24 protein-coding genes are annotated in these 24,008 nt (G+C 72.8%); 17 read left to right on the top strand and 7 right to left on the bottom strand.

Translation table 11 applies throughout. The annotated features are described in order from the left end of the window. Nucleotides 1–9: 9 nt before the first annotated feature. Nucleotides 10–351, top strand: coding sequence for an MmcQ/YjbR family DNA-binding protein (locus tag ACFO0B_RS13195; RefSeq protein ID WP_378612688.1), 342 nt, complete (start codon nucleotides 10–12; stop codon nucleotides 349–351). Here ACFO0B_RS13195 and ACFO0B_RS13190 read toward each other — a convergent pair whose 3' ends face one another. After that, nucleotides 352–1,287 (bottom strand): RNA polymerase sigma factor SigF, encoded by a 936-nt coding sequence (locus tag ACFO0B_RS13190; RefSeq protein WP_378612687.1) that lies wholly within the window; start codon nucleotides 1,285–1,287, stop codon nucleotides 352–354. A 14-nt stretch (nucleotides 1,288–1,301) separates the two neighbouring features. Continuing rightward, nucleotides 1,302–1,724, bottom strand: a complete 423-nt coding sequence (locus ACFO0B_RS13185; protein WP_378612686.1) for an ATP-binding protein — start codon at nucleotides 1,722–1,724, stop codon at nucleotides 1,302–1,304. 111 nt (nucleotides 1,725–1,835) lie between these two features. On the opposite strand from ACFO0B_RS13185, the gene rpe reads away from it, so the two are divergent. The 5 genes from rpe to ACFO0B_RS13160 all read left to right on the top strand — a co-directional run bounded on the left by rpe (nucleotide 1,836) and on the right by ACFO0B_RS13160 (nucleotide 5,489). Beyond that, nucleotides 1,836–2,501 (top strand): ribulose-phosphate 3-epimerase, encoded by a 666-nt coding sequence (gene rpe / locus ACFO0B_RS13180; protein ID WP_378612882.1) that lies wholly within the window; start codon nucleotides 1,836–1,838, stop codon nucleotides 2,499–2,501. A 60-nt stretch (nucleotides 2,502–2,561) separates the two neighbouring features. Continuing rightward, nucleotides 2,562–3,173, top strand: coding sequence for a riboflavin synthase (locus tag ACFO0B_RS13175; RefSeq protein ID WP_378612685.1), 612 nt, complete (start codon nucleotides 2,562–2,564; stop codon nucleotides 3,171–3,173). A gap of 89 nt (nucleotides 3,174–3,262) precedes the next feature. After that, entirely contained in the window at nucleotides 3,263–4,507 is a 1,245-nt protein-coding gene (locus tag ACFO0B_RS13170) for a bifunctional 3,4-dihydroxy-2-butanone-4-phosphate synthase/GTP cyclohydrolase II (protein WP_378612684.1), read from the top strand. A gap of 14 nt (nucleotides 4,508–4,521) precedes the next feature. Beyond that, nucleotides 4,522–5,001 carry a 6,7-dimethyl-8-ribityllumazine synthase gene (gene ribH, locus ACFO0B_RS13165; RefSeq protein WP_378612683.1) on the top strand — a complete coding sequence of 160 codons (480 nt, stop codon included), beginning with the start codon at nucleotides 4,522–4,524 and terminating at the stop codon, nucleotides 4,999–5,001. A 2-nt stretch (nucleotides 5,002–5,003) separates the two neighbouring features. Then, nucleotides 5,004–5,489, top strand: a complete 486-nt coding sequence (locus ACFO0B_RS13160; protein ID WP_378612682.1) for a PH domain-containing protein — start codon at nucleotides 5,004–5,006, stop codon at nucleotides 5,487–5,489. A gap of 66 nt (nucleotides 5,490–5,555) precedes the next feature. On the opposite strand, the gene ACFO0B_RS13155 is transcribed toward ACFO0B_RS13160, so the two are convergent. Then, nucleotides 5,556–7,496 (bottom strand): gamma-glutamyltransferase family protein, encoded by a 1,941-nt coding sequence (locus ACFO0B_RS13155; RefSeq protein ID WP_378612681.1) that lies wholly within the window; start codon nucleotides 7,494–7,496, stop codon nucleotides 5,556–5,558. 98 nt (nucleotides 7,497–7,594) lie between these two features. Here ACFO0B_RS13155 and ACFO0B_RS13150 point away from each other — a divergent pair, with 98 nt between their 5' ends. The 8 genes from ACFO0B_RS13150 to tpiA all read left to right on the top strand — a co-directional run bounded on the left by ACFO0B_RS13150 (nucleotide 7,595) and on the right by tpiA (nucleotide 16,655). Next, nucleotides 7,595–8,272 (top strand): HAD family hydrolase, encoded by a 678-nt coding sequence (locus tag ACFO0B_RS13150; protein WP_378612881.1) that lies wholly within the window; start codon nucleotides 7,595–7,597, stop codon nucleotides 8,270–8,272. 48 nt (nucleotides 8,273–8,320) lie between these two features. Continuing rightward, the gene (gene uvrC / locus ACFO0B_RS13145) at nucleotides 8,321–10,381 is read left to right on the top strand and encodes an excinuclease ABC subunit UvrC (protein ID WP_378612680.1); all 2,061 of its coding nucleotides are present in this window, start codon (nucleotides 8,321–8,323) and stop codon (nucleotides 10,379–10,381) included. Nucleotides 10,382–10,524: 143 nt separating this feature from the next. Continuing rightward, nucleotides 10,525–11,475 carry an RNase adapter RapZ gene (rapZ, locus tag ACFO0B_RS13140; protein WP_378612679.1) on the top strand — a complete coding sequence of 317 codons (951 nt, stop codon included), beginning with the start codon at nucleotides 10,525–10,527 and terminating at the stop codon, nucleotides 11,473–11,475. Beyond that, nucleotides 11,472–12,542, top strand: coding sequence for a gluconeogenesis factor YvcK family protein (locus ACFO0B_RS13135; RefSeq protein ID WP_378612678.1), 1,071 nt, complete (start codon nucleotides 11,472–11,474; stop codon nucleotides 12,540–12,542). The genes rapZ and ACFO0B_RS13135 overlap by 4 nt, the downstream gene beginning before the upstream one ends. Next, the gene (whiA, locus tag ACFO0B_RS13130) at nucleotides 12,533–13,516 is read left to right on the top strand and encodes a DNA-binding protein WhiA (RefSeq protein WP_067657057.1); all 984 of its coding nucleotides are present in this window, start codon (nucleotides 12,533–12,535) and stop codon (nucleotides 13,514–13,516) included. Before ACFO0B_RS13135 ends, whiA begins: the two co-directional genes overlap by 10 nt. Nucleotides 13,517–13,607: 91 nt before the next feature. After that, nucleotides 13,608–14,627 carry a type I glyceraldehyde-3-phosphate dehydrogenase gene (gene gap / locus ACFO0B_RS13125; protein WP_233019261.1) on the top strand — a complete coding sequence of 340 codons (1,020 nt, stop codon included), beginning with the start codon at nucleotides 13,608–13,610 and terminating at the stop codon, nucleotides 14,625–14,627. A gap of 5 nt (nucleotides 14,628–14,632) precedes the next feature. After that, entirely contained in the window at nucleotides 14,633–15,868 is a 1,236-nt protein-coding gene (locus tag ACFO0B_RS13120) for a phosphoglycerate kinase (RefSeq protein ID WP_378612677.1), read from the top strand. Nucleotide 15,869: 1 nt separating this feature from the next. Next, complete coding sequence (tpiA, locus tag ACFO0B_RS13115) at nucleotides 15,870–16,655, top strand: triose-phosphate isomerase (protein WP_378612676.1); 786 nt, start codon at nucleotides 15,870–15,872, stop codon at nucleotides 16,653–16,655. 51 nt (nucleotides 16,656–16,706) lie between these two features. Here tpiA and ACFO0B_RS13110 read toward each other — a convergent pair whose 3' ends face one another. Further along, nucleotides 16,707–17,492: an META domain-containing protein gene (locus ACFO0B_RS13110; RefSeq protein ID WP_378612675.1), complete on the bottom strand. Its 786-nt coding sequence runs from the start codon at nucleotides 17,490–17,492 to the stop codon at nucleotides 16,707–16,709. A 99-nt stretch (nucleotides 17,493–17,591) separates the two neighbouring features. Between ACFO0B_RS13110 and ACFO0B_RS13105 the strand changes: the two genes are divergently transcribed. Beyond that, nucleotides 17,592–19,190, top strand: coding sequence for an MFS transporter (locus tag ACFO0B_RS13105; protein ID WP_378612674.1), 1,599 nt, complete (start codon nucleotides 17,592–17,594; stop codon nucleotides 19,188–19,190). Between the two features lie 42 nt (nucleotides 19,191–19,232). Beyond that, nucleotides 19,233–19,466 (top strand): preprotein translocase subunit SecG, encoded by a 234-nt coding sequence (gene secG / locus ACFO0B_RS13100; protein WP_067657074.1) that lies wholly within the window; start codon nucleotides 19,233–19,235, stop codon nucleotides 19,464–19,466. Between the two features lie 6 nt (nucleotides 19,467–19,472). Here secG and ACFO0B_RS13095 read toward each other — a convergent pair whose 3' ends face one another. Then, the gene (locus tag ACFO0B_RS13095; RefSeq protein ID WP_378612673.1) at nucleotides 19,473–20,306 is read right to left on the bottom strand and encodes an SDR family NAD(P)-dependent oxidoreductase; all 834 of its coding nucleotides are present in this window, start codon (nucleotides 20,304–20,306) and stop codon (nucleotides 19,473–19,475) included. 55 nt (nucleotides 20,307–20,361) lie between these two features. On the opposite strand from ACFO0B_RS13095, the gene ACFO0B_RS13090 reads away from it, so the two are divergent. After that, the gene (locus ACFO0B_RS13090) at nucleotides 20,362–21,318 is read left to right on the top strand and encodes an alpha/beta fold hydrolase (protein WP_378612672.1); all 957 of its coding nucleotides are present in this window, start codon (nucleotides 20,362–20,364) and stop codon (nucleotides 21,316–21,318) included. Here ACFO0B_RS13090 and ACFO0B_RS13085 read toward each other — a convergent pair. Further along, entirely contained in the window at nucleotides 21,315–21,797 is a 483-nt protein-coding gene (locus tag ACFO0B_RS13085; RefSeq protein WP_378612671.1) for a hypothetical protein, read from the bottom strand. The two genes, ACFO0B_RS13090 and ACFO0B_RS13085, sit on opposite strands and share 4 nt — an antisense overlap. A 109-nt stretch (nucleotides 21,798–21,906) precedes the next feature. Beyond that, nucleotides 21,907–23,952: a thiamine pyrophosphate-dependent enzyme gene (locus ACFO0B_RS13080; RefSeq protein WP_378612880.1), complete on the bottom strand. Its 2,046-nt coding sequence runs from the start codon at nucleotides 23,950–23,952 to the stop codon at nucleotides 21,907–21,909. Nucleotides 23,953–24,008: the final 56 nt, after the last annotated feature.

The raw sequence follows: 24,008 nt of genomic DNA, 5'->3' as shown, positions 1-24,008 counted from the left end.
CTCAATGCCATGGCCTGCACCTGGGAGGACGTCGTCGCGCTCGGCCGCGAGCTGCCCGGCGTCGAAGAGAGCACCTGGTACCGCACCCCGTCGCTGAAGGCGGGCGGCAAGGGTTTCGCGCGGCTGCGCACCGAGGCGGAGGGCGCGGTCATGCTGCGCTGCCCGATGGCGGAGAAGGAGGCGCTGCTCGCCTCGGGCGACCCGGCCTTCTTCACCACCCCGCACTACGACGGCTACGCGAGCATCCTGGTCGACCTGGACAAGGTCGACCGCGTCCAGCTCGCCGAGCTGGTCGACGGCGCGTGGTGGCAGGCGGCCCCGGCGAAGCTCCGCGAGCAGCGGGAGGGGTGACTACTCGCGGGTGGTCTGCTCGCGCAGCCGGGCCAGCGTCTTGGCCAGGATCCGGGAGACGTGCATCTGCGAGATCCCCATCCGCTGCGCGATCTGGGTCTGCGTCATGGACTCGAAGAACCGCATGGTGAGGATGCGCCGCTCGCGCTCCGGCAGCCCGGCGAGCAGCGGCCGGATCGCCACGTACTCCTCGACCCGGTCGAACTGCGACTCCTCCTCGCCGAGCGTGTCCAGCAGCGAGGCCTCGGTGTCGCGGCCGAGCGAGGCGGCGTCGATGGAGCTGGGCTGGTAGGCGTTGCCCGCGATCACCGCCTGGGTGACCTCGTCCGGGTCGACGCCGAGCTCGGCGGCGATCTCCTTGGCGGTGGGGGAGCGGCCGAGCTGCTGCGAGAGCGAGTCGATCGCCGCGCCGATCCGCAGGTGCGTCTCCTTGACCCGGCGCGGCACCCGCATGGCCCAGGTGTTGTCCCGGAAGTAGCGCCTGACCTCGCCCATGATGGTCGGCACCGCGAAGGAGAGGAAGTTGGAGCCGCGGCCGACGTCGAACCGGTCCACCGCGTGCACCAGCCCGACCCGGGCCACCTGGGTGAGGTCGTCGAAGGGCTCGCCGCGGCCGCTGAACTTGCGCGCGATGTGGTCGGCGAGCGGGATGCAGCGGTTGATCAGCTCCGCGCGCACCGCGGCGTGCCGCGCGGTGCCCGGCTCGGTGCCGGCCAGGTCGCCGAAGAGCGCGGCGACGTCGTCGTAGCCGGGGACGGAGCCCTTGGCACCGTACTCCTCGACCGCGTCGTCCTCGCCGCCGAGATCGTCCTCCTCCGGATCGTCCACCGCGGCCTCGCCCGCGGTCGCCGCGGCCGGCTCCGGTTCGGGCTGCCGCAGCGCGCTCGCGTCCGGCCCGGCCTCCGCACCGGCCGCGTCGCGCTGTGGCTCGAACACGGGCCGTCCGTCCGTCACGCCTCGGCCCGGGCCCGGCGGAACTCGACCCAGGTCGGGTAGCCGGCGGCGGTCGCGTCGTACGGGGCCTGGTGGGCCTCGACGGAGTCGGCGAGGGTGCGCAGCACGTGCCAGCCGAAGCTGCGCTGATCGGGTAGCCCCTCGGTCGCCGCCAGCCCGCTCACGTGCACGAGCAGGTCGGCCTCGCCGACCACGAAGCGGCAGTTCAGGTAGCTGTCCGGCGCCGCGACCTCGATCAGGTTCGAGCACACCTCGTCGACCGCGAGCCGGACGTCGGCCACCTCGTCCAGCGTGAATTCGCTGAGCAGCACCAATGTTTCGGCGAGCCCGCGCACGATGGGCAGCTGCGAGACCGCGGCCGCCACCCTGATCTCCACCGGGGTGCTGTATATCCCCTTCTCCGCCGAAATGTTGATCACGCCCAGAGGTTACCCACCCGCGCGGCGGCACAACCGCGCGGACCTGCGCTGCGCGCGGCCGATACACTCCGCGCTGTGTCCACTCCGACGTTCGCCCGCCCCGACCGGCCGATGATCGCCCCGTCCATCCTCTCCGCCGACTTCGCCAACCTGGCCGCCGAGACCAGGGCGGTGGCCGGCGCGGACTGGCTGCACGTGGACGTGATGGACGCGCACTTCGTGCCGAACCTGACGCTCGGCCTGCCGATCGTGCAGAGCCTGCTCAAGGCGACCGACATCCCGCTCGACTGCCACCTGATGATCGAGGATCCGGGCCGCTGGGCGCCGCCGTACGCGGAGGCGGGGGCGCACAACGTCACCTTCCACGCCGAGGCCACCGACGACCCGGTCGCCGTCGCCAGGGACATCCGCGCCGCGGGCGCCAAGGCCGGGCTCTCGGTCAAGCCGGGCACCCCGATCGAGCCGTACCTGGAGATCCTGCGCGATTTCGACACGCTGCTGGTGATGAGCGTCGAGCCCGGCTTCGGCGGCCAGTCGTTCATCCCCGAGGTGCTGGCGAAGGCGAAGGCGGTGCGCAGGCTGGTCGACTCCGGTGAGCTGCGGCTGCTGGTCGAGATCGACGGCGGCATCAACGCCGACACCATCGAGGCCGCCGCCGCGGCGGGGGTGGACTGCTTCGTCGCCGGGTCGGCGGTCTACGGCACCGCGGATCCGGCCGCCACGGTGGCCGCGCTGCGCGCCCGCGCGGCCGCGGCGGCGGCCGCCACCGCGCGCTGACCGGCGGGAATGCGCGACCCGGTGCGGGATGTTCGCACCGGTAGACCCGGAGGGAGACACATGTTCACAGGGATCGTGGAGGAGCTCGGCGAGATCGTCGCGGTCGAGCGGCTCACCGACGCCGCGCGGCTGACCATCCGCGGCAAGCTGGTGACCTCGGACGCCGCGCACGGCGATTCGATCGCGGTGAACGGTGTCTGCCTGACCGTCGTCGACGACGTGGTCGTCGGCGACTCCTTCACCGTCGACGTGATGGCCGAGACGCTGAACCGGTCCAGCATCGGGGCGCTCGACATCGGCTCCCGGGTGAACCTGGAGCGCGCCGCCGCGCTGAACAGCAGGCTCGGCGGGCACCTGGTGCAGGGCCACGTGGACGGCACCGGCACCGTGCTCGCCCGCACCCCGTCGGAGAACTGGGAGGTCGTCCGGGTCTCGCTGCCCGCTGAGATCGCCAAGTACGTGGTGGAGAAGGGCTCGATCACCGTCGACGGCACCTCGCTCACCGTCTCCGGGCTCGGCGGCTCGGCCGCCGACGGCGACTGGTTCGAGGTCTCGCTCATCCCGACCACGCTCGCGCTCACCACGCTCGGCTCCGCGCCGGCGGGGACCACCGTGAATCTCGAGGTCGACGTCATCGCCAAGTACGTCGAGCGGTTGCAGCAGCGCGGCTGAGCGGGCGGCGCGGAATGCCTCCCCGCGCAGGCCGTAGTGTGGTGAGGCAAAGTGCCCCCCGTGGGGCGAACACGATGGAGCGCAAAGACGTGACCAGGTTCGACACTATCGAGCGGGCCGTCGCCGACATGGCGGCGGGCAAGGCCGTCGTCGTGGTCGACGACGAGGACCGGGAGAACGAGGGCGACCTCATCTTCGCCGCGGAGAAGGCGACGCCCGAGCTGGTCGCGTTCATGATCCGCTACACCTCGGGCTACATCTGCGTCCCGCTCACCGGCGAGGACTGCGACCGCCTCGGGCTGCCGCCGATGTACGCGATGAACCAGGACAAGCACGGCACCGCCTACACCGTCTCGGTCGACGCCCGCGACGGCATCACCACCGGCATCTCCGGCGCCGACCGCGCCACCACCATCCGGCTGCTCGCCGACCCGAACGCCAAGGCCGACGACCTCACCAGGCCCGGCCACGTGGTCCCGCTGCGCGCCAAGGAGGGCGGCGTGCTGCGCCGCCCCGGGCACACCGAGGCCGCGGTCGACCTGGCCCGGATGGCCGGGCTGCGCCCCGCGGGCGTGATCTGCGAGATCGTCTCCCAGAAGGACGAGGGCCACATGGCCCGCACCGAGGAGCTGCGGGTCTTCGCCGACGACCACGACCTCGCGCTGATCTCGATCGCCGAGATGATCGCCTGGCGGCGCAGGCACGAGCAGCAGGTCGTCCGGATCGCCGAGGCGCGCATCCCGACCGCGCACGGCCAGTTCCAGGCGGTCGGCTATCAGAGCATCTACGACGAGGTCGAGCACGTCGCCCTGGTCCGCGGCGAGATCGGCGACGGTGACGACGTGCTGGTGCGGGTGCACTCGGAGTGCCTCACCGGCGATGTCTTCGGCTCGCTGCGCTGCGACTGCGGCCCGCAGCTCGACGCCGCGCTGGAGCTCGTCGCCGCCGAGGGCCGCGGCGTCGTGCTCTACATGCGCGGCCACGAGGGCCGCGGCATCGGGCTCATGCACAAGCTGCAGGCCTACCAGCTGCAGGACTCCGGCCGCGACACCGTCGACGCCAATATCGAACTCGGGCTCCCCGCCGACGCGCGCGACTACGGCATCGGCGCGCAGATCCTGGTCGATCTCGGTGTCCGGTCCATGCGGCTGCTCACCAACAACCCGGCCAAGCGGGTCGGGCTGGACGGCTACGGCCTGACCGTGAGCGAGCGGGTGCCGATGACGGTGCGCCCGAACGCCGAGAACCTGCGGTACCTGCGCACCAAGCGCGACCGCATGGGCCACGACCTGGTCGGGCTGGACGACCTGGATCTCGGCGAGACCGCGCACTAGGAAGGACCCGAACAATGAGTGGCACCGGCGTACCGAGTTTCGCGCTGTCCGACTCCGCCGACCTCCGGCTCGGCATCGTCGCCTCGCGCTGGCACACGGCCATCTGCGACACCCTGGTGGCGAATGCCGAGCGGGTGGCGAAGGAGGCCGGGGTGCGGCAGGTGACCGTCGTCCGCTGCGCGGGCGCGATGGAGCTGCCGGTGGTGGCGCAGGAGCTGGCCCGCACGCACGACGCGGTGGTCGCGCTCGGCGTCGTCATCCGCGGCGGCACCCCGCACTTCGAGTACGTCTGCGACGCGGTGACCGCCGGGCTCACCCGGGTCTCGCTGGACGCGGGCACCCCGGTGGCCAACGGCGTGCTCACCACCAACACCGAGGAGCAGGCGCTGGACCGCGCCGGGCTGCCCGGCTCCGCGGAGAACAAGGGCGAGCAGGCGGCCGCCGCCGCGCTCGACGCCGCGCTCACCCTGCGCGCGCTGCGCGGATCGGCGTAGCCGTGCCGGTGGTGCGGATCCGCCGCCGGGCCGCCGCGGCGGCGCCGGAGCCGGACTGGGATTTCGAGGTGCGGCCGCGGAAGGCGGTGCGCACCGCGCGGATCGTCGCGGTCGTCCTGCTGATCCTGTTCGTCATCGCGGGCACCGGCATGCGCAACGCCTTCACCGGGGTGAACTTCCGGCTGATCGATCAGATCGCGATGATCGCCATCGGCGTGCTCGCCGCGCTCACCACGCTGCTGCTCACCCGGCCCAGGGTGCGGGTCGGGCCGAGCGGCGTGACGGTGCGGAACGTGCTCGGCGACAGCCGCTTCGGCTGGGAGCACGTCCGCGGCGTCTCCTTCCCCGACCGCAAGGCGTGGGCCCGCCTCGAGCTGGCGCACGACGAGTACGTGCCGATGCTCGCGGTGCGCGCCAACGACGGGCAGCACGCGGTGGACGCGCTCGACCGCATCCGCGAGCTGGGCGCGAAGTACACCGCCGCCTGACCCCGGCGTGCCTCGCCCCGGGACGCGGGAACGCGGGATCCCCCGCGCCCGCCGGCGCGGCCCGGATCAGCGGGTGTCGCCGAGGACCACGCCCTCGCGGCGCGGATCGGCGCCGCCGGTCAGCCCGTCGCCGTCGACCACGATGGCGCTGAGCCCGCTGCTCTGCGGCGCCACCGACACCTGGTGCCCGAGTTCGCGCAGCCGGATCACCAGCGGGTCGCGGTTGCCGTCGTCGGCGGCGTCGATCGCCGGATGCTCGCCGCCGACCCCGGTACCCGGGGTGTTGCCCGCGCCGAACGACACCGCGGAGACCGCCTGCTGCGGATCCAGGCCCCAGTCCAGCAGCCCGACCAGGGTCTTCACCACGAACTGGATGATCACCGAGCCGCCGGGCGAGCCGGTGACCAGCTGCAGGTCGCCCAGCGTGCCCGACCCGTCCGAGCCGAACACCAGGGTCGGGCTCATGGAGCTGCGCGGCCGCTTGCCCGGCTCCAGCCGGTTCGCCACCGGCGCGCCGTCGGTGCCGAGCGGGTCGGCGGCGAAGTCGGTGAGCTGGTTGTTCAGCAGGTAGCCGTCGACCATGTGGAACGAGCCGAACGCCGACTCCACCGTCGTGGTCATGGCGGCGGCATTGCCGTCGCGGTCGACGACCGAGATGTGGCTGGTGCCGTGCTCGGGAGGCTGCGGCCCGGTGCCCAGCGGCACCGGCCCGAAGTCGCCCGGCTGCGCGGTGCCCATGCTCCGGCCCGGATCGATCAGCCCGGCGCGCTGCTTCAGGTACTCCGGTCTCAGCAGCGTCTGCGGCGAATTGCCGGGCAGCGGAACGAAATCGGTGTCCGCCACGTACTTGTTGCGGTCGGCGTAGGCGAGCCGCTCGGCCTCCGAGATCAGGTGCACCGCCTCGGCGCGCGGCCTGCCGCCGTTCGCGTCGAGGTTCTCCGGGCCGAGCGCCGCGAGGTCGAAGTTCGACAGGATGCCGAGCGTGGCGGCCACCGCGATCCCGCCGGACGACGGCGCGGGCATGCCGCAGATCCGGTGCCCGCGGTACTCCGTGCAGAGCGGGTCGCGCTCGACCGCCGTGTACTTCGCCAGGTCCTCGGTGCTGATCAGGCTCGGGGTGCGGCCGCCGGTGCCCGCCCGCGCCGCGTCGACCAGGTTCGCCGCCAGCGCCCCGGTGTAGAAGGCGTCGGCGCCGTCGGTGGCGACGGTGTTCAGCGTCTTGCTGTAGGCGGGGTTGGTGAGCACCGTCCCCTCGCGCTTGGGCGTGCCGTCCGGCTCCAGGAAGTAGCCGCGGGCGTTCTCGTCCCGCGCCAGCTGCGGCGCCGATTCGGCGATCTGCCCGGCCAGCCGGGCGCTGATCGGGAAGCCGCTGTCGGCCAGCGTGATCGCCGGGCCGAAGAGCTCGCGCCAGCCGGTGCTGCCGTGCGCGCCGTGCACCTCGTCCAGCATGCGCAGCACGCCGGGCACGCCGATCGAACGGCCGCTGGCTCGCGCGTCCGGCGCGGGCTCGGTGCGCTCGGTGTCGCTCACCCAGCGCAGGTAGTTCTCGTTCGCCGCCGCGGGCGCCGTCTCCCTGCCGTCGTAGGCCCGCAGGGTATCGCTCGCCCGGTCGTAGTAGAGCAGGAAGGCGCCGCCGCCGATCCCGGAGGCCTGCGGCTCGACCAGGCCGAGCACAGCCTGCGCCGCGACGAGGGCGTCCGCCGCGGTGCCGCCGTCGCGCAGCACCTCGCAGGCCGCCTCGGTGGCGACCGGGTTGGCGGTCGAGACCGCATAGCTCGACGTCCGCACCGTGCTCATCCCGGAGCGGTAGCCGCTCGCGATCTCCGGGTTGGTGGCGATGTCGCCGCCGCCCCCGGTCGGCCCCGCCGCCGTCACCGGCGTCCCGTTCGGGCCTGCCACGCAGGTGCCGCCCGCGGCGTCCTCGCCGGACGAACACCCGGCGGCCAGCCCCACCGTCAGCAGCAGCGCCGCCGTGGCGCCGGACCAGGTTCCCCACACGCGCCTCATGCCAGGACTGTAACGCCGGCGGGTGCGCCCGAGCGGAATGTTCCCGTTATCGGGGAACCCGGGTCGGTACCCTCGGTCGGGTGGCGATCGAGGCGGTGATGATCGACTTCTCCGGCACGCTGTTCCGGCTGGAGGAGGACGAGGACTGGTACGCGGACCTGGTCCGCCCGGACGGCGCGCGGTTCGACGTGCACGAGACGGCGGAGATCATGCGCCGGATGACGGCGCCGGTCGGCCGCACGGTCGATCTGGACGAGGCGGGTAAGCACGCCTGGGCGCACCGCGACCTGGACCCGGCGCTGCACCGCGAGGCGTACCTGAAGGTGCTGCTCGCCAGCGGCGTTCCCGACACCGAGCAGGCCACCCGGCTCTACGAGCGGCTGATCGACCCGGCCGAGTGGGAGCCGTACCCGGACACCGGCGCCGCGCTCGAGCTGCTCGCCGCGCGGGACATCCCGGTCGCTGTGGTCAGCAATATCGCCTTCGACCTGCGCCCCGCCTTCGCCGCGCGGGGCTGGGACCGGCTGGTGCGCGCCTTCACGCTCTCCTACGAGGTCGGCGCGGTGAAGCCGGAGCCGGCCATTTTCGAGGCCGCGCTGACAGTGCTCGGCGCCGCCCCGGAACGCGCGCTCATGGTGGGCGACAGCGCGGAGGCCGACGGTGGCGCCTCCGCGCTCGGCTGCGCCTTCGCCGAGGTGCCGCCGCTGCCGACGGCCGAGCGGCCGGGCGCCCTGCTCGGCGCGCTCGCCGCGTACGGCATCGCCGCACCGCGCTGAGGCCACGCGCCGATCGCCGGTGTCGGAGGCCGTCGATAGGCTGGTTCCGTGGCAGATCCCGCGACGTACCGGCCCGCGCCGGGCACCATTCCGGTGGAACCCGGCGTCTACAAGTTCCGTGACGTGCACGGCCGGGTCGTCTACGTGGGCAAGGCCAAGAGCCTGCGCTCCCGCCTCAACTCGTACTTCGCCGACATCGCGTCGCTGCACCCGCGGACACGGCAGATGGTCACCACCGCCGCGAGCGTGGAGTGGACCGTCGTCTCCACCGAGGTGGAGGCGCTGCAGCTGGAGTACAACTGGATCAAGGAGTTCGACCCCCGCTTCAACGTCAGGTACCGGGACGACAAGTCCTACCCGGTGCTCGCGGTGACGCTGGACGAGGAGTTCCCCCGGCTCTTCGTCTACCGCGGCGCGCGGCGCAAGGGCGTCCGCTACTTCGGCCCGTACGCGCACGCCTGGGCGATCAGGGAAACGCTCGACCTGCTGCTCCGGGTCTTCCCCGCGCGCACCTGCTCCAACGGGGTCTTCAAGCGGCACAACCAGATCGGCCGCCCCTGCCTGCTCGGCTACATCGACAAGTGCTCGGCGCCCTGCGTCGGCCGGGTCACCCCCGGCCAGCACCGCGACATCGTCGACGACTTCTGCGACTTCCTCGCGGGCCGCACCGACAAGATGGTCAAGCAGCTGGAGCGCCGCATGCACGACGCCTCCGACGACCTGGATTTCGAGCTGGCCGCCCGGCTCCGCGACGACGTGCGGGCGCTGCGCCGGGCCATGGAGAAGCAGGCGGTGGTACTCGGCACCGGCACCGACGCGGACGTGATCGCCTTCGCCACCGACGAACTCGAGGTCGCGGTGCAGATCTTCCACGTGCGCGACGGCCGGGTGCGCGGCCAGCGCGGCTGGGTGGTGGACAAGTCGGGCGACGCGGTGGACGTCGCGGGGACCGGCGGCGAGCTGGCCGCCCTGGTCGAGCAGTTCCTCACCCAGTTCTACGGCGAGGAGGCCGCCGTCGCCGGGCAGACCCCGGACGGGCAGTCCGGTTCGGCGGTGCCGCGCGAGGTGCTCGTCCCCGAGCTGCCCACCGACGTGGACGAGGTGCAGGAGTGGCTCGCTGCGCTGCGCGGCGCCGCGGTGCGGGTCAGGGTGCCGCAGCGCGGCGACAAGAAGGCGCTGGCCGAGACGGTGCGGCGGAACGCGGCCGAGGCCCTGGCCCAGCACAAGCTCAAGCGCGCGGGCGACCTCACCTCCCGCTCCGCCGCGCTGCAGGACATCCAGGACGCGCTGGAGCTCGACTCCGCGCCGCTGCGCATCGAGTGCGTCGACATCAGCCACGTGCAGGGCACCGACGTGGTCGCCTCGCTGGTGGTGTTCGAGGACGGGCTGGCGCGCAAGTCCGAGTACCGGCACTTCGCCATCAGGGAGGCCGCGGGCGACGGCCGCTCGGACGACGTCGGCAGCATCGCCGAGGTCACCCGCCGCCGCTTCCACCGGTTGCGCAAGGACCGCGAGGAGGTGGCCGCGGAACTGGACGGCGAGCCCGTGCCGGATGCCGACGCGCCCGGCGACGGCGCGGCGGACGGGAACGGTCTGCCCCTGGACGAGGCACCAACCTCGCGGCCGGGGATCGACCCGCAGACCGGCCGCCCGCGCCGCTTCGCCTACCCGCCCAACCTGTACGTGGTCGACGGCGGCGCCCCGCAGGTGGCGGCCGCCGCCGAGGTCCTCGACGACATGGGCATCACCGACGTCGCGGTGATCGGGCTGGCCAAGCGGCTGGAGGAGGTCTGGGTGCCCGGCGAGCCGGACCCGGTGATCCTGCCGCGCAACAGCGAGGCGCTGTTCCTGCTGCAGCGGGTGCGTGACGAGGCACACCGCTTCGCCATCACCTATCACCGGAGCAAGCGCTCCCGGCGGATGACGGCGTCGGCGCTGGACTCGATCCGCGGCCTCGGCGATGCCAGGCGCACCGCCCTGGTCACCCATTTCGGCTCGGTGGCCAAGCTCAGGGAGGCGACGGTGGAGCAGATCACCGAGGTGCCCGGCATCGGCGTCGCCACCGCGAAGGCGGTGCTCGCGGTGCTGAACGAGCAGGACGCGCGGTGACGGCCGTGCGCGGCGGGCGGGAATGCGTGCCCGGTTTCGCGTACGTTGTCCCTGTGCCCCCGGCCGGATGCGGCCCGGGCGGATCGGAGAGCCCAAGCGAACCCGACCTCGCGCAGGTCGCGTCGGACACGAACCGGTAGGACATGACACGCGTCGACAACACCAATGCCGAGAACCCGGCGCCGGAGCGCGGCTCCGGCGCCACCCGTCCGCAGGTCGAGGTCGTGGTGGTGACCGGGCTCTCCGGCGCTGGCCGCGGCACCGCGGCCCGGGTCCTGGAGGATCTGGGCTGGTACGTCACCGACAACCTGCCGCCCGAGCTGATCGGCCGGATGGTCGAGCTCGGTGCATCGGCCGAGCCGCCGATCCGCAAGCTGGCGCTGGTGATGGATGTGCGCAGCCGGTTCTTCACCGGTGACCTCGGCGTCGTCACCGAGCCGCTGCACGCGCTCGGCGTTCCCACCGGCGTGCTCTTCCTCGAAGCGTCGGACGACGTGCTGATCCGCCGGTTCGGCTTCGCCAGGCGCAGGCACCCGCTGCAGAGCGAGAGCGCCGACGGCACGCTCTCGGCGGGCATCGCCGCCGAACGGCTCCGGCTGGCCGCCGTGCGCGACGCCGCCGACCTGGTCATCGACACCACCGAGCTCTCCATCCACCAGCTGCACCGCAAGCTGGAGGAGGCGTACGGCGGAGGCACGCCCGCCGCGCTGCAGCTCACCGTGCAGTCCTTCGGGTTCAAACACGGCGTCCCGCTCGACGCCGACATGGTGCTCGACGTGCGCTTCCTGCCGAATCCGCACTGGATCCCGGAGCTGCGCGAGCACACCGGCCAGGAGCGGATGGTGCGCGACTACGTGCTCGGGCGGCCGGGCGCGGACGACTACCTGCGCACCTGTCACCACCTGGTGAACCTCACCGCGAACGGCTACCGCCAGGAGGGGAAGCGATACATGACGGTCGCAGTCGGCTGCACCGGAGGCAGGCATCGGAGCGTGGCGATCGCGGAGGCGCTCGCCGCGCTGACCAGCAGCGCGGAGGAGTCCGGCGCGGTCGACACGGTGCGCGTCGTCCATCGGGATCTGGGGCGCGAGTGACGGCGGGCGGCGACCCCGGAGGCGGCCCGGCCCCCGGTGACCTCGCGGTGGCCGCGCTCGGCGGCGGGCACGGCCTTTTCGCCACGCTCTCCGCAGTGCGCAGGCTGACCGATCGGGTGACCGCGGTGGTCACCGTCGCCGACGACGGCGGCTCCTCCGGGAGGCTGCGCGCCGAGCTCGGCATGCTGCCCCCCGGCGACCTGCGGATGGCGCTCGCCGCGCTCGCCGCCGACGCCGGCTCCACGCTGACCAGGGTGGTGCAGCACCGTTTCGGCGGCACCGGCGCGCTGGCCGGGCACTCGGTCGGCAACCTGATCCTGGCCGGGCTCACCGAGGTGCTCGGCGACCCGGTGGCCGCGCTGGACGAGGCGGCCCGGCTGCTCGGCGTCGTCGGCCGGGTACTGCCGATGGCGCCGATCGCGCTGGACATCGAGGCCGACGTCTCCGGCCTCGAGGTCGATCCGCGGGTCAGCCGCTGCATCCGCGGCCAGGTCGCGGTGGCCACCACCCCGGGCACGGTGCGCCGGGTGCGGCTCATCCCCTCCGACCCGCCCGCCGCGCCCGCCGCCGTCTCGGCCATCGAGCACGCCGACGTCGTCGTGCTCGGGCCCGGCTCCTGGTTCACCAGCGTGATCCCGCACGTGCTGGTCCCGCAGCTGCACGAGGCGCTGCTGCACACCAGGGCGCGAAAGGTGCTCGTGCTCAACCTCGCCGCCGAACCGGGCGAGACGGCCGGCTTCTCCGCCGAGCGTCACCTGCACGTATTGTCACAGCACGCACCGGATTTCGGGGTGGACGACATCCTCGTCGACTCCGGCTCGGTCCCGGAGGGGCGCGAGCGCGAACACCTGGCCAGGGCCGCCGGGCAATTGCGCGCCCGGGTAACCTTCTCCGATGTCGCCGAGGCGGGGACCGACCGGCATCACCCCGGAAAGCTCGCCGCCGCACTGGATCAACTGATCAGGCAACCTCGGTCGCAACTGGCAGGGCTTCGAGTCGAGGGACGGCACATGGGCGCGGATGTGCGGACCGGGTTGGGTGGAAAGGAGCGCGTCTCGTGGCGATGACAGCCGAGGTGAAGGACGAGCTGAGCCGGCTCAGCGTGGCGCAGGTGAGTGCGCGGAAGGCGGAGCTGTCGGCGCTGCTCCGGTTCGCGGGCGGGCTGCACATCGTCGGCGGCCGGGTGATCGTCGAGGCCGAGGTCGACATGGGCTCGATCGCGCGCAGGCTGCGCCGGGAGATCTTCGAGCTGTACGGCTACGGCTCCGATGTGCATGTGCTCGGCGCCGGCGGGCTGCGCAAGACCAGCCGCTACGTGGTCCGGGTCTCCAAGGAGGGCGAGGCGCTGGCCAGGCAGACCGGGCTGCTCGACGTCCGCGGGCGCCCGGTGCGCGGGCTGCCTGCCCAGGTGGTCGGCGGCAGCGTCGGGGACGCGGAGGCCGCCTGGCGCGGGGCGTTCCTGGCGCACGGCTCGCTCACCGAGCCGGGGCGCTCGTCGGCGCTCGAGGTCAGCTGCCCGGGGCCGGAGGCGGCGCTGGCGCTGGTCGGCGCGGCCCGGCGGCTCGGCATCGCGGCCAAGGCCCGCGAGGTGCGCGGCACCGACCGGGTGGTCGTCCGCGACGGCGAGGCGATCGGCGCGCTGCTCACCAGGATGGGCGCGCAGGACACCAGGCTCACCTGGGAGGAGCGCCGGATGCGGCGCGAGGTGCGGGCCACCGCCAACCGGCTGGCCAACTTCGACGACGCCAACCTGCGCCGCTCGGCGCGCGCCGCGGTGGCCGCGGCGGCCAGGGTGGAGCGGGCGCTGGAGATCCTCGCCGACGAGGTGCCCGACCATCTCGCCGCCGCCGGGAAGCTGCGGGTGCAGCACCGCCAGGCCTCGCTGGAGGAGCTCGGCCAGCTCGCCGAGCCGCCGATGACCAAGGACGCGGTCGCGGGCCGGATCCGGCGGCTGCTCTCGATGGCGGACCGGCGGGCCAAGGAGCTCGGCATCCCGGACACCGAGTCGGCCGTCACCGCCGAACTGCTGGACGACGCCTGACCGGCGGCAGGTGCATGTCGGTGAGGTCACGGCCTGCTACTAGGGTGAGTAGGGCATCGGAGTATCCGCCTGAAAGCTGAGGAGCGATAACGTGACTGTCCGGGTAGGCATCAACGGCTTCGGCCGTATCGGACGTAACTTCTTCCGTGCGGTGGAGGCGCAGAAGGCGCTCGGTACCACCGACATCGAGATCGTCGCGGTCAACGACCTCACCGACAACGCGACCCTGGCCACGCTGCTGAAGTACGACTCGATCCTCGGCCGGCTGCCGAAGGACGTCTCGCTCGACGGCGAGGACACCATCGTCGTCGGTGACCAGCGGATCAAGGCGCTCGCGATCAAGGAGGGCCCGGCGGCGCTGCCGTGGGGCGACCTCGGCGTGGACGTGGTGGTCGAGTCCACCGGCATCTTCACCGATGCCACCAAGGCCAAGGGCCACCTGGCGGCAGGCGCCAAGAAGGTCATCATCTCGGCCCCGGCCAAGGGCGAGGACATCACCATCGTGCTCGGCGTCAACGACGACAAGTACGACGGCAGCCAGAACATCATCTCCAACGCCTCCTGCACCACCAACTGCCTCGGCCCGCTGGCCAAGGTGCTGCACGACGAGTTCGGCATCGTCAAGGGCCTGATGACCACCATCCACGCCTACACGCAGGACCAGAACCTGCAGGACGCGCCGCACAGCGACCTGCGCCGCGCCCGCGCCGCCGCGCTGAACATCGTGCCCACCGGCACCGGTGCCGCGAAGGCCATCGGCCTGGTCCTCCCCGAGCTGCAGGGCAAGCTGGACGGCTACGCGCTGCGCGTCCCGGTCCCGACCGGCTCGGTCACCGACCTGACCGCCCAGCTGGCCAAGCCCGCCTCGGTGGACGAGGTCAACGCCGCGCTGAAGGAAGCCGCCGAGGGCCGGCTGAAGGGCATCCTGAAGTACAACACCGACCCGATCGTCTCCAGCGACATCGTCACCGACCCGCACTCCTCGATCTTCGACGCGCCGCTCACCAAGGCGATCGACGATCAGATCAAGGTCGTCTCCTGGTACGACAACGAGTGGGGCTACTCCAACCGCCTCGCCGACCTCATCGGCCTCGTCGGCAAGTCGCTCTGACCCGCATGGCTGTCAGGACACTGCAGGACCTCCTCGCGGACGGCGTCGAGGGCAGGGGCGTGCTGGTGCGCTCCGACCTCAACGTTCCGCTCGGCGAGGACGGGCAGATCACCGATCCCGGCCGGATCACCGCGTCCGTGCCGACGCTGAAGGCGCTGGTCGAGGCAGGCGCCAAGGTCGTCGTCACCGCGCACCTCGGCCGGCCGAAGGGCGAGCCGGACCCGAAGCTCTCGCTGGCGCCGGTCGCCGCGAAGCTCGCCGAGGAGCTGGGGCGCAATGTCCAGCTCGCCGGTGACGTGGTGGGCCAGGACGCGCTGGCGCGCTCCGAGGGGCTCACCGACGGCGACGTGCTGCTGCTGGAGAACATCCGCTTCGACAAGCGGGAGACCAGCAAGGACGCCGCCGAGCGCGGCAGGCTGGCCGCCGCGCTGGTCGAGCTGGTCGGCGAGGACGGCGCGTTCGTCTCCGACGGCTTCGGCGTCGTGCACCGCGAGCAGGCGTCGGTCTACGACGTGGCGAAGCTGCTGCCGCACTACGCGGGCACCCTGGTGGCCGCCGAGGTCGAGGTGCTGCGCAAGCTCACCGGCGAGGACTCCGCGGACGGCGCCGACCGCCCGTACGCGGTGGTGCTCGGCGGCTCCAAGGTCTCGGACAAGCTGGCCGTGATCGAGGCGCTCGCCCCCAAGGTGGACACCCTGGTCATCGGCGGCGGCATGTGCTTCACCTTCCTCGCCGCGCAGGGCTTTTCGGTCGGCTCCTCGCTGCTGCAGGAGGAGATGATCGAGACCTGCAAGCAGCTGCTCGATCGGTACGCCGACGTGATCCACCTGCCGCGCGACATCGTGGTGGCGGATCGCTTCGCGGCCGACGCCGAGACGAAGGTCGTTCCGGCGGAGCAGATCCCGGACGGCTGGAGCGGCCTCGACATCGGCCCCGAATCGGCGCGGCGCTTCGCGGCGCTGCTCACCGAGGCGCGGACGATCTTCTGGAACGGCCCGATGGGCGTGTTCGAGTTCGAGGCGTTCGCGGCGGGCACCCGCGGGGTCGCCGAGGCGATCCGCACCGCCACCGGCAAGGGCGCCTTCACCGTCGTCGGCGGCGGCGACTCGGCCGCGGCGGTGCGCGCGCTCGGGCTGCCCGATGACGGCTTCTCGCACATCTCCACCGGTGGCGGGGCCTCGCTGGAGTACCTGGAGGGCAAGGAACTTCCCGGTATCTCCGTGCTCGACGGGGAGGCGTGACATGGCGCGCAAACCGCTGATCGCGGGCAACTGGAAGATGAACCTCAACCACCTCGAGGCCATCGGCCTGGTGCAGAAGATCGCCTTCGCCCTCCCGGAGAAGTACTTCGACCGGGTGGACGTGGCGGTCATCCCGCCGTTCACCGACCTCCGCAGCGTGCAGAACCTGGTCGAGGGGGACAAGCTGCTCGTCGCCTACGGCGCCCAGGACGTGTCGACGCACGACTCCGGCGCCTACACCGGCGAGATCAGCGGCGGCATGCTCGCCAAGCTGGGCTGCAAGTACGCGGTGGTCGGGCACTCGGAGCGGCGGCAGTACCACAGCGAGGACGACGCCACCGTGCTCGCCAAGGCCAAGCAGGCGCTGAAGCACGGGATCACCCCGATCGTGTGCATCGGCGAGGGGCTCGGCGTGCGCGAGGCGCGGACCCACGTCGAGTACAACCTGGAGCAGCTGCGCGGCTCGCTGAAGGGGCTGACGGCCGCGGAGATCGCGCAGGTGGTGATCGCCTACGAGCCGGTGTGGGCCATCGGCACCGGCAAGGTCGCCACCCCGGCCGACGCGCAGGAGGTGTGCGGCGCGATCCGCACCGAGCTGAACACCCTGGCCTCGCCGGAGGTCGCCGGGCAGGTGCGCATCCTGTACGGCGGCTCGGTGAACGCCAAGAACGTCGGCGAGCTGGTCTCGCAGCCCGACGTGGACGGTGCGCTGGTGGGCGGTGCGTCGCTCAAGGGTGACGAGTTCGCCCAGCTGTCGGCGATCGCCGCGGGTGGTCCGCTGCTCTGAGCGGTTGTTCGTGCGGCCCGGTTCGTCTCGGCGGACCGGGCCGTCGCGCGTCTAGGTGGCGCGCAGGGTGAGCCCGCTGCCGTTGTCGTTGCGCAGGGTGAGCAGGTCGGCGTCGACGCTGAGCGTGACGTGGCCGTCGAGGGCGCGCAGCACCGACTGCTCGATCTCCATCACCGCGGGCGGGCAGAGCATCCTGGTGGTCGCCACCCGGAAGGTGGCCGCGCCCTCGCCCACCTCCGCGGTGCCGGTGAGCTGGTTGCAGCCGGCCGAGCCGGTGACCGCGCCGTCCTGCGCGATCCGCAGGGTCGGGGCGGCCTGGTCGATCGCCTCCGCGCGGATCCGCGACTCCGGGGTGAGCAGCTCGGTCACCGTCCAGACGGTGTCGCGCACCGGCCGGTCCGGCTGCGCGATCTTCTTGTCCAGCAGCTCGACGGTCTGGCCCTCGGCGCGCAGGGTCAGCCTGCCGTCGGTGAGCTGCCAGGTCGGAGTGGCGTTCAACAGCCGCGCCACCCACTGGTCGGCGTCGGCGCGGTCGCCCGGGCAGCCCATCAGCGTGCCCGCGAGTTCGCCCACCCGCAGCACGTCGCCGTCGAAGGACACCGGGCCGGTGGTGGTGTTGCACCCGGCGTTCGCCGAGACGTGGCCCTCCGCGAACCGCAGCGTCAGCGGGCCGCCGCCGGGGATCGGGGTGCCGTCGACGGTGGTGGACAGGAAGGTACGGCCCATCGGCGTGTTGTCGGGGGAGGGGGAGTCGGAGCCGCCGTCGTCGGCACAGGCGACGGCCGCACACAGGGCGAACAGCACAACCGCGCCGAAACGCAGCAAGTTGGCCGGCATGCGGGGAATTGTCGCACAGCGTTGAACTGCTGCGCCTTCGGCGCGGCGCGAACCCGGCGTGGCCGGGTTGCGAGCCGTTGCGCTGGATATTGTCGGTCAGTGACAACTGCTGATGCCACCGCTCCGGTGTCCACCTGGGCACCTTTACGCTCCCCGCTGTACCGAGCGCTGTGGATCGCGCAGCTGGTGTCGAATCTGGGCACCTGGATGCAGACGGTCGGCGCCCAGTGGCTGCTGGTCTCCGAGCCGAACGCGGCCACCCTGGTCTCGCTGGTGCAGACCGCGATCACGCTCCCGGTGATGCTGCTCTCCATCCCCTCCGGCGTCCTGGCCGACCTGCTGGACCGGCGCAACCTGCTGCTGGCGGCGCAGTCGGCGATGGCGCTGCTGGCCGCGGTGCTCACCGTCGCCACCGCCACCGGCCACACCAGCCCCGGCGTGCTGCTCACCCTGCTCTTCCTGCTCGGCTGCGGCCAGGCCGTGACGGCGCCCGCCTGGCAGGCGATCCAGCCGGAGCTGGTGCCGCGCGAGCAGATCCCGTCCGCGGCCGCGCTGGGCAGCATGAGCGTGAACATCGGCCGCGCGGTCGGCCCCGCGGTGGCGGGCGTACTGGTCGCCGCCTCCGGCCCGACCCTGGTGTTCGCGCTGAACGCCGCCTCCTTCGTCGGCATCGTCGGCGTGCTCTTCCTGTGGCGCCGCCCGCGCGCCGACCGGCGGCTGCCCAGCGAGCGCCCGCTGGCCGCGCTGCACGCGGGCACCCGCTTCATCCGCGCAGCCCCCGCCATCCGCCGCGTGCTCCTGCGCTCGCTGCTCTTCGTCGCCCCGGCCAGCGCGCTCTGGGCGCTGCTGCCGGTGGTGGCCGCGGATCAGCTCGGGCTCTCCTCCTCCGGCTACGGCCTGATGCTCGGCGCGCTCGGGCTCGGCGCGGTCGCGGGCGCGGTCGGGCTCGGCAGGTTGCGCCGCTGGCTCGACCCGACCGCCCGGCTCGCGGTCGCCGCCGTGCTGTTCGGCATCGCCACGGTCGGGGCCGCGGTGCTCCCGGTGCTCTGGCCGGTGCTGGTGCTGCTGGTCTTCGGCGGCCTGGCCTGGCTGCTCGCCATGTCCACGCTGAACGCCACCATGCAGCTGCTGCTCCCGGCCTGGGTGCGGGCCCGCGGGCTCGCCGTCTACATGCTGGTGTTCATGGGCGGGCAGGCCATCGGCTCGCTGGTGTGGGGGCTGATCGCCGGGGCGATCGGCGTGGTCGCCACGCTGCTCGTGGTGGCGGCGCTGCTCGGGCTGTGCGCGATCAGCACGCTGTGGCTGCCGATCCGGCACGACCCCGAGGCGCTCGACCTCACCCCGGCCAGCTTCTGGCCGGAGCCGCAGCTGGTGGTCGAGCCGGAGCCGGAGGACGGCCCGGTCCTGGTGCTGAGCAGCTACGACGTCGACCCGGGCGACCGTGCCGACTTCCTGGCCGCGATGGCCTTCGTCGGCCGCTCCCGGCAGCGCACCGGCGCCATGGAGTGGCGGCTCTACCGCGACGTCGGCGTGCTCGACCGCTACGTGGAGGCGTTCGTGGTGCGCTCCTGGGCCGAGCACATGCACCAGCACCAGGTCCGGCTGACCGCGCAGGACCGGCTGCGCGAGCAGGAGGTCAGACGCTTCGCGACCGGCGACGAACAGATCACCCACCTGGTCGCGGTGGAGCCACGCTGACCCGGTGCGGAGCATGCCGCGCGCTCCCATAGACTGACGGGCATGCGGATGTTCCTGGATATCCTCCTGATCGTCACCAGCGTGCTGCTGGTGCTGCTGGTGCTGCTGCACCGCGCCAAGGGTGGAGGCCTGTCCAGCCTGTTCGGTGGCGGCATGCAGTCGAGCCTCTCCGGCTCGACCGTCGCCGAGAAGAACCTCGACCGCATCACCATCTTCACCGGGATCATCTGGCTCATCGCCATTCTCGGCATCGGCCTGGAGATCAAGTTCTCCTGACCGCGCTCACCCGGTGCGCGGCACCCGCCCGTCCACGTCGGTGAAGCCGTAGCGGTCGGCCAGATCGGCCACCCGCCACGCCTTCCCGGTGAGTTCGGCGCGCGCCGGGTCCGTCGCCAGCGCGGCGACGGCGCGGCCCGCGAACCTCGGTGTCTCCGCCTCCGCCAGGTCCACCGTCGCCTCGCCGGGCAGCGTCACCAGCCGCCTGCCGTTCTCGTCGGCCGGAATCAGTTGCAGCAGTTCGGTGTCGACGATGCCCGGCCACAGCGACACCACCGTCACCCCGGTGCCGGCGAGATCGTGCGCCAGGTCGGCGGTGAGCCGGTCGACCGCCGTCTTGCCGACCCCGTAGACGGCGTTGTGCAGGTACCGGATCGAGCCGGGCGAGGAGATCTGCGCGATCAGCCCGTGCGCGGCCCGCAGCAGGTCGGCGGCGTAGTGCGCGGCCGCGTAGTGCGAGCGCACCCCGACGTCGAAGGTCTCGTCCCAGGCCGCCGGCGGTACCTCCCAGAACGGCTTGCCCAGGTGCCTGGCCGCGGCGGGGGAGTTGTAGACATTGTTGACCAGCACGTCGAGCCTGCCGTGTTCGGCGCGCACCCGCTCGAAGAGCCCGGCCACCGCCTCGTCGTCGCGGTGATCGCAGACCACCGGCACTCCGGTGCCGCCCAGCGCGTCGACCTCGGCCGCGGTCTCCGCCAGCGTGCCCGGCAACCTGCCCTTGCCGCCGCGCCCGGTCAGGTAGACGGTCGCGCCCGCCGCGCCCAGCTCCAGTGCCACGCCCTTGCCGATGCCACGGCTCGCGCCGGTGACCACTGCGATGAAGTCGGGTGTTCCGCTCATGGTTGCAGCACACTACCGTCGAACGAGAACACGTTCTAGTAGAGGGGAGTGGGCGTTGACGCTCACCCGACGGGAGTTCACGGCAGGCGAGGTCACCATGCGGGTCACCGAGGCAGGTTCCGGCCCGCCGGTGATCTTCTGCCACGGCTTCCCGCACACCGGCTACATCTGGCACCGGCAGCTGAGTGCGCTGGCGGCGGCCGGGTACCACGCGCTCGCCCCCGACCTGCGCGGGGCGGGCGGCACCGCCTGCCCGCCGTCCGGTTGCGCGAACCGCGAGGTGATCGGGGACCTGCTGGCGCTGCTGGACGACATCGGCGCCGAGCGCGCGGTCTTCGCCGGCCTCGATTTCGGCGCGGCGCTGGTCTGGGAGCTGGCCTGGCGGGCGCCGGAGCGGATCAGCAGCCTGATCGTGCTGAACAACGTCTTCCAGCCCCGGCCGCCCAGACCGCCGAGCGAGCTGTGGGCGCGGGCCGCCCGCAAGCACTTCCTGCACCTGGACTACTTCCAGCGCGAGGGCCCCGCCGACGCCGAGCTGAACAGCGCGCCCCGCGACTTCCTGGCCCGGGTCTACTTCGCGCTCAGTGCCGACTACCACTACTTCGACACCTGGCGCTTCCCGCCGGAGAACACCGGCTACCTGGACGTGCTGCCCGAGGCGCCGCCGCTGCCCTGGCGCTGGCTGTCCACCGCGGAGCTGGACACCCTGGCCGCCGAGTTCACCAGGACCGGCTTCACCGGCGGGCTCGGCTGGTACCGCGCGCTGGACCGGAACTGGGCGCTCACCGAGGAGTTCGCCGGGAAGCCGATCACCGTGCCCACGTACTTCCTGTACGGGGAGAGGGATCCGGACATCGAAGGGTTCAGCGGGCGCGACCCGTTCGGCACGATGCGCGAGCACGTGCCCGGGCTGCGCCGGATGGACGAGGTGAGCGGGGCCGGGCACCTGGTGCAGCTGGAGCGCACCGACGAGGTGAACGCGCTGCTGCTGCGCTACCTCGCCGAGCTCTAGCGGTACTCGTCGGCGAGCGCGGCGTACGGCTCCCAGGGCGGGAGTTCGCGCTCCTCGAGGTACGCGCAGAGCCGGTCGAGCAGGAACTGCCAGCGCGGGCCGAGCTCGCGCGCCTCCTGGTGGCCGACGTGCCTGCGGCTCAGCTCGACGGTGGTGACCACGCCGACGTGCCGCAGCCTGACCTCCAGCGCGGAGCCGTCGAGCAGCACGGTCAGCGCGTGCGGCGCCTCGCGGTGCTCGACCCGCACCGCGATCGGGCCGTCGACCGGGCCGTCGAACGGGGTCAGCTGCCCGTCATCGATGCTGCCCAGCCAGGCCGCGACCCGCTGCGGCTCGGTGATGGCCGCCCAGACGGCGAGCACCGGCTGCGCGAACGAGCGCTGGTAGTGCAGCTCCACCAGGTCGCGCGCGGGGACGCCGTGCTCGGGCCGGACCTCGCCGAGTACCGAGTTCGCGGTGTCTGCCGATGCGGTTGCCATGTCGGGGTTCCCTTTCGCCGGTCGTCGATTTCCCCCAACTGTATTGCCGGGAGGTCGCCGCCGAATCGCATTCCGGGTTGTCGATCACGGCGCGTCGCGCGGCCGGTGCTCACCGTCGTAGCAGCTCGCGTGCCGCGCGCTCGATCGTCTCCTCGTCCAGCAGGACGTGCGCGGCCGCGGGGCCGAGCGGGACGAAGCTGTCGGCGCCGGTGACCCGGGCCATCCGGCCGTCGAAGCCGGCGTCGACCAGCGCGGTGAGCACCGATTCGGAGACGCCGCCGCTGCGCCTGGTCTCGTCGGCGACCAGCACCCGGCCGGTGGCGCGGGCAACGCGCAGCAGGTCGGAGGCCGGGAGCGGGGTGAGCCAGCGCAGGTCGAGCACCCGGGCCGCGATGCCGTCGGCGGCGAGGCGGCGGGCGACCCGCAGGCACATCGGGACGGTGTCGGCGAAGCAGACCAGGGTGAGGTCGGTTCCCGCGCCGTACTCGCGGGCGCTGCCGATCGGCGCGTGCTCGGTGCCCGGCGTGCTCACCCAGCCCTCGTCGCCGGGTTCGTGCAGGTCACGGGTGTGGTACAGCGCGATGGGCTCGAGGAAGACGCAGACCCGGCCGTCCACGCGGGCCGCGGCGAGGCAGGTGCGCAGGAGCGCGGCGGCGTCGTCGGCGCGGGCGGGGGAGGCGAGGACCAGCCCGGGGATGTCGCGCAGTGCCGCGACCGCGTTGTCGTTGTGGAAGTGGCCGCCGAAACCCTTCTGGTAGCCGTAGCCGGCGATCCGCACCACCATTCCGTTGCGATAGCGGCCCTGCGAGAAGAACGGGAGCGTGGCGGCCTCGCCGCGCAGCTGGTCGATGGCGTTGTGCAGGTACGCCAGGTACTGGATCTCCGGGATCGGGAGGAAGCCGGCGAGGGCGGTGCCGAGGGCGGTGCCGAGGATGCTCTGCTCGTCCAGCAGGGTGTCGAAAACGCGGCGCGGACCGAACCGGGCGCGGAGGTTCTTGGTGACGCCGTAGACGCCGCCCTTGCGGGCGACGTCCTCGCCGAACACCAGGACGGTGGGGTCGGCGGTGAGTGCCTCGGCGAGGGTGTGGTTGATCGCTGCCGCGAGGGTGAGCGGGGCCGAGGTCTCGTCCGGTGGGCGGTGCAGTCGCTCGACGGCGGCGCGTACGGCGCCCGGGCGGGCGGGGGCGAGCGGGGCGATGACCGCGGCGGTCGAGGTCAGCCCCGGTTCGGTGCGCACGGCGGTGGCTGTTTCGGTGACGGCGGCGTGCACGCGGTCGTGCAGGGCGATGACGTCGACGCCGCGGGCGCTCAGCAGCCGGGCGGTGGCGAGGAGCGGGTCGCGGGCGGCGTCGGCGGCGAGTTCGGCGGGGGAGCGGTAGGCGGACTCCACGTCGGAGCCCGCGTGGCCGAGCAGCCTGGTCGTGCGCAGCCGGAGGAAGGCGGGTGCCCGGTGGTCCCGCACCCAGGCGGTGGCGGCGCGCGCGGTGGCGAGGGTGGCGGGGAGGTCGGTGCCGTCGGCTTCGAACCAGCGCAGGCCGGGGCGGGTGCCGTAGGCGGTGGTGATCCAGCCGGGCGGGGTCGGCACGCTCAGGCCGATGCCGTTGTCCTCGCAGACGAAGAGGATCGGCAGGGGAAGGCCCTGGTGGGCGGTGTGGATCGCGGTGTTGATCGCGCCGGTCGCGGTGGAGTGGTTGGCGGAGGCGTCGCCGAAGGTGCACAGGACCACCGAGTCGGCGGGCCACTCGGGTCGCGCGCCCGAGCGGTTCAGGGCGAACGCCAGCCCGACCGCGCGCGGCAGGTGCGAGGCGATGGTCGAGGTCTGCGGGATGATCGAGGCCTCCGCTCGGCCGAAGACCTTGTGCCTGCCCCCCGCCATCGGCTCCGATCGCGCCGCCACCACGCCGAGCAGGACATCCCGTATCGGGTCCAGACCCGGCACCTTCCGGCAGCGGTGCACGTAGAACGCTCCCGAGCGGTAGTGCAGCAGCGCCGGATCGGTCGTCCTCGTGGCCTCCGCCAGCGCCGCATTCCCCTCGTGCCCCGCCGACCCGATGCTGTAATACCCCCGCTTCGCCGCACCCAGCTCGCGAGCCGCGAAGTCGAGATGCCTGCTCGTCAACTGTGACTCGAACAACCCCGTCAGCACGCCGCCGATATCGGCGCCGCAGGCGGCCGCCGCGACGTGTTCTGCCCGCAACGGGAGCGCAGCAC

The organism is Nocardia jiangsuensis (assembly GCF_042650385.1).
GTDB classification, from domain to species: domain Bacteria; phylum Actinomycetota; class Actinomycetes; order Mycobacteriales; family Mycobacteriaceae; genus Nocardia; species Nocardia jiangsuensis.
Note: the sequence above shows the minus strand (reverse complement) of the source record. Positions and strands in the feature narration are given on the sequence as shown.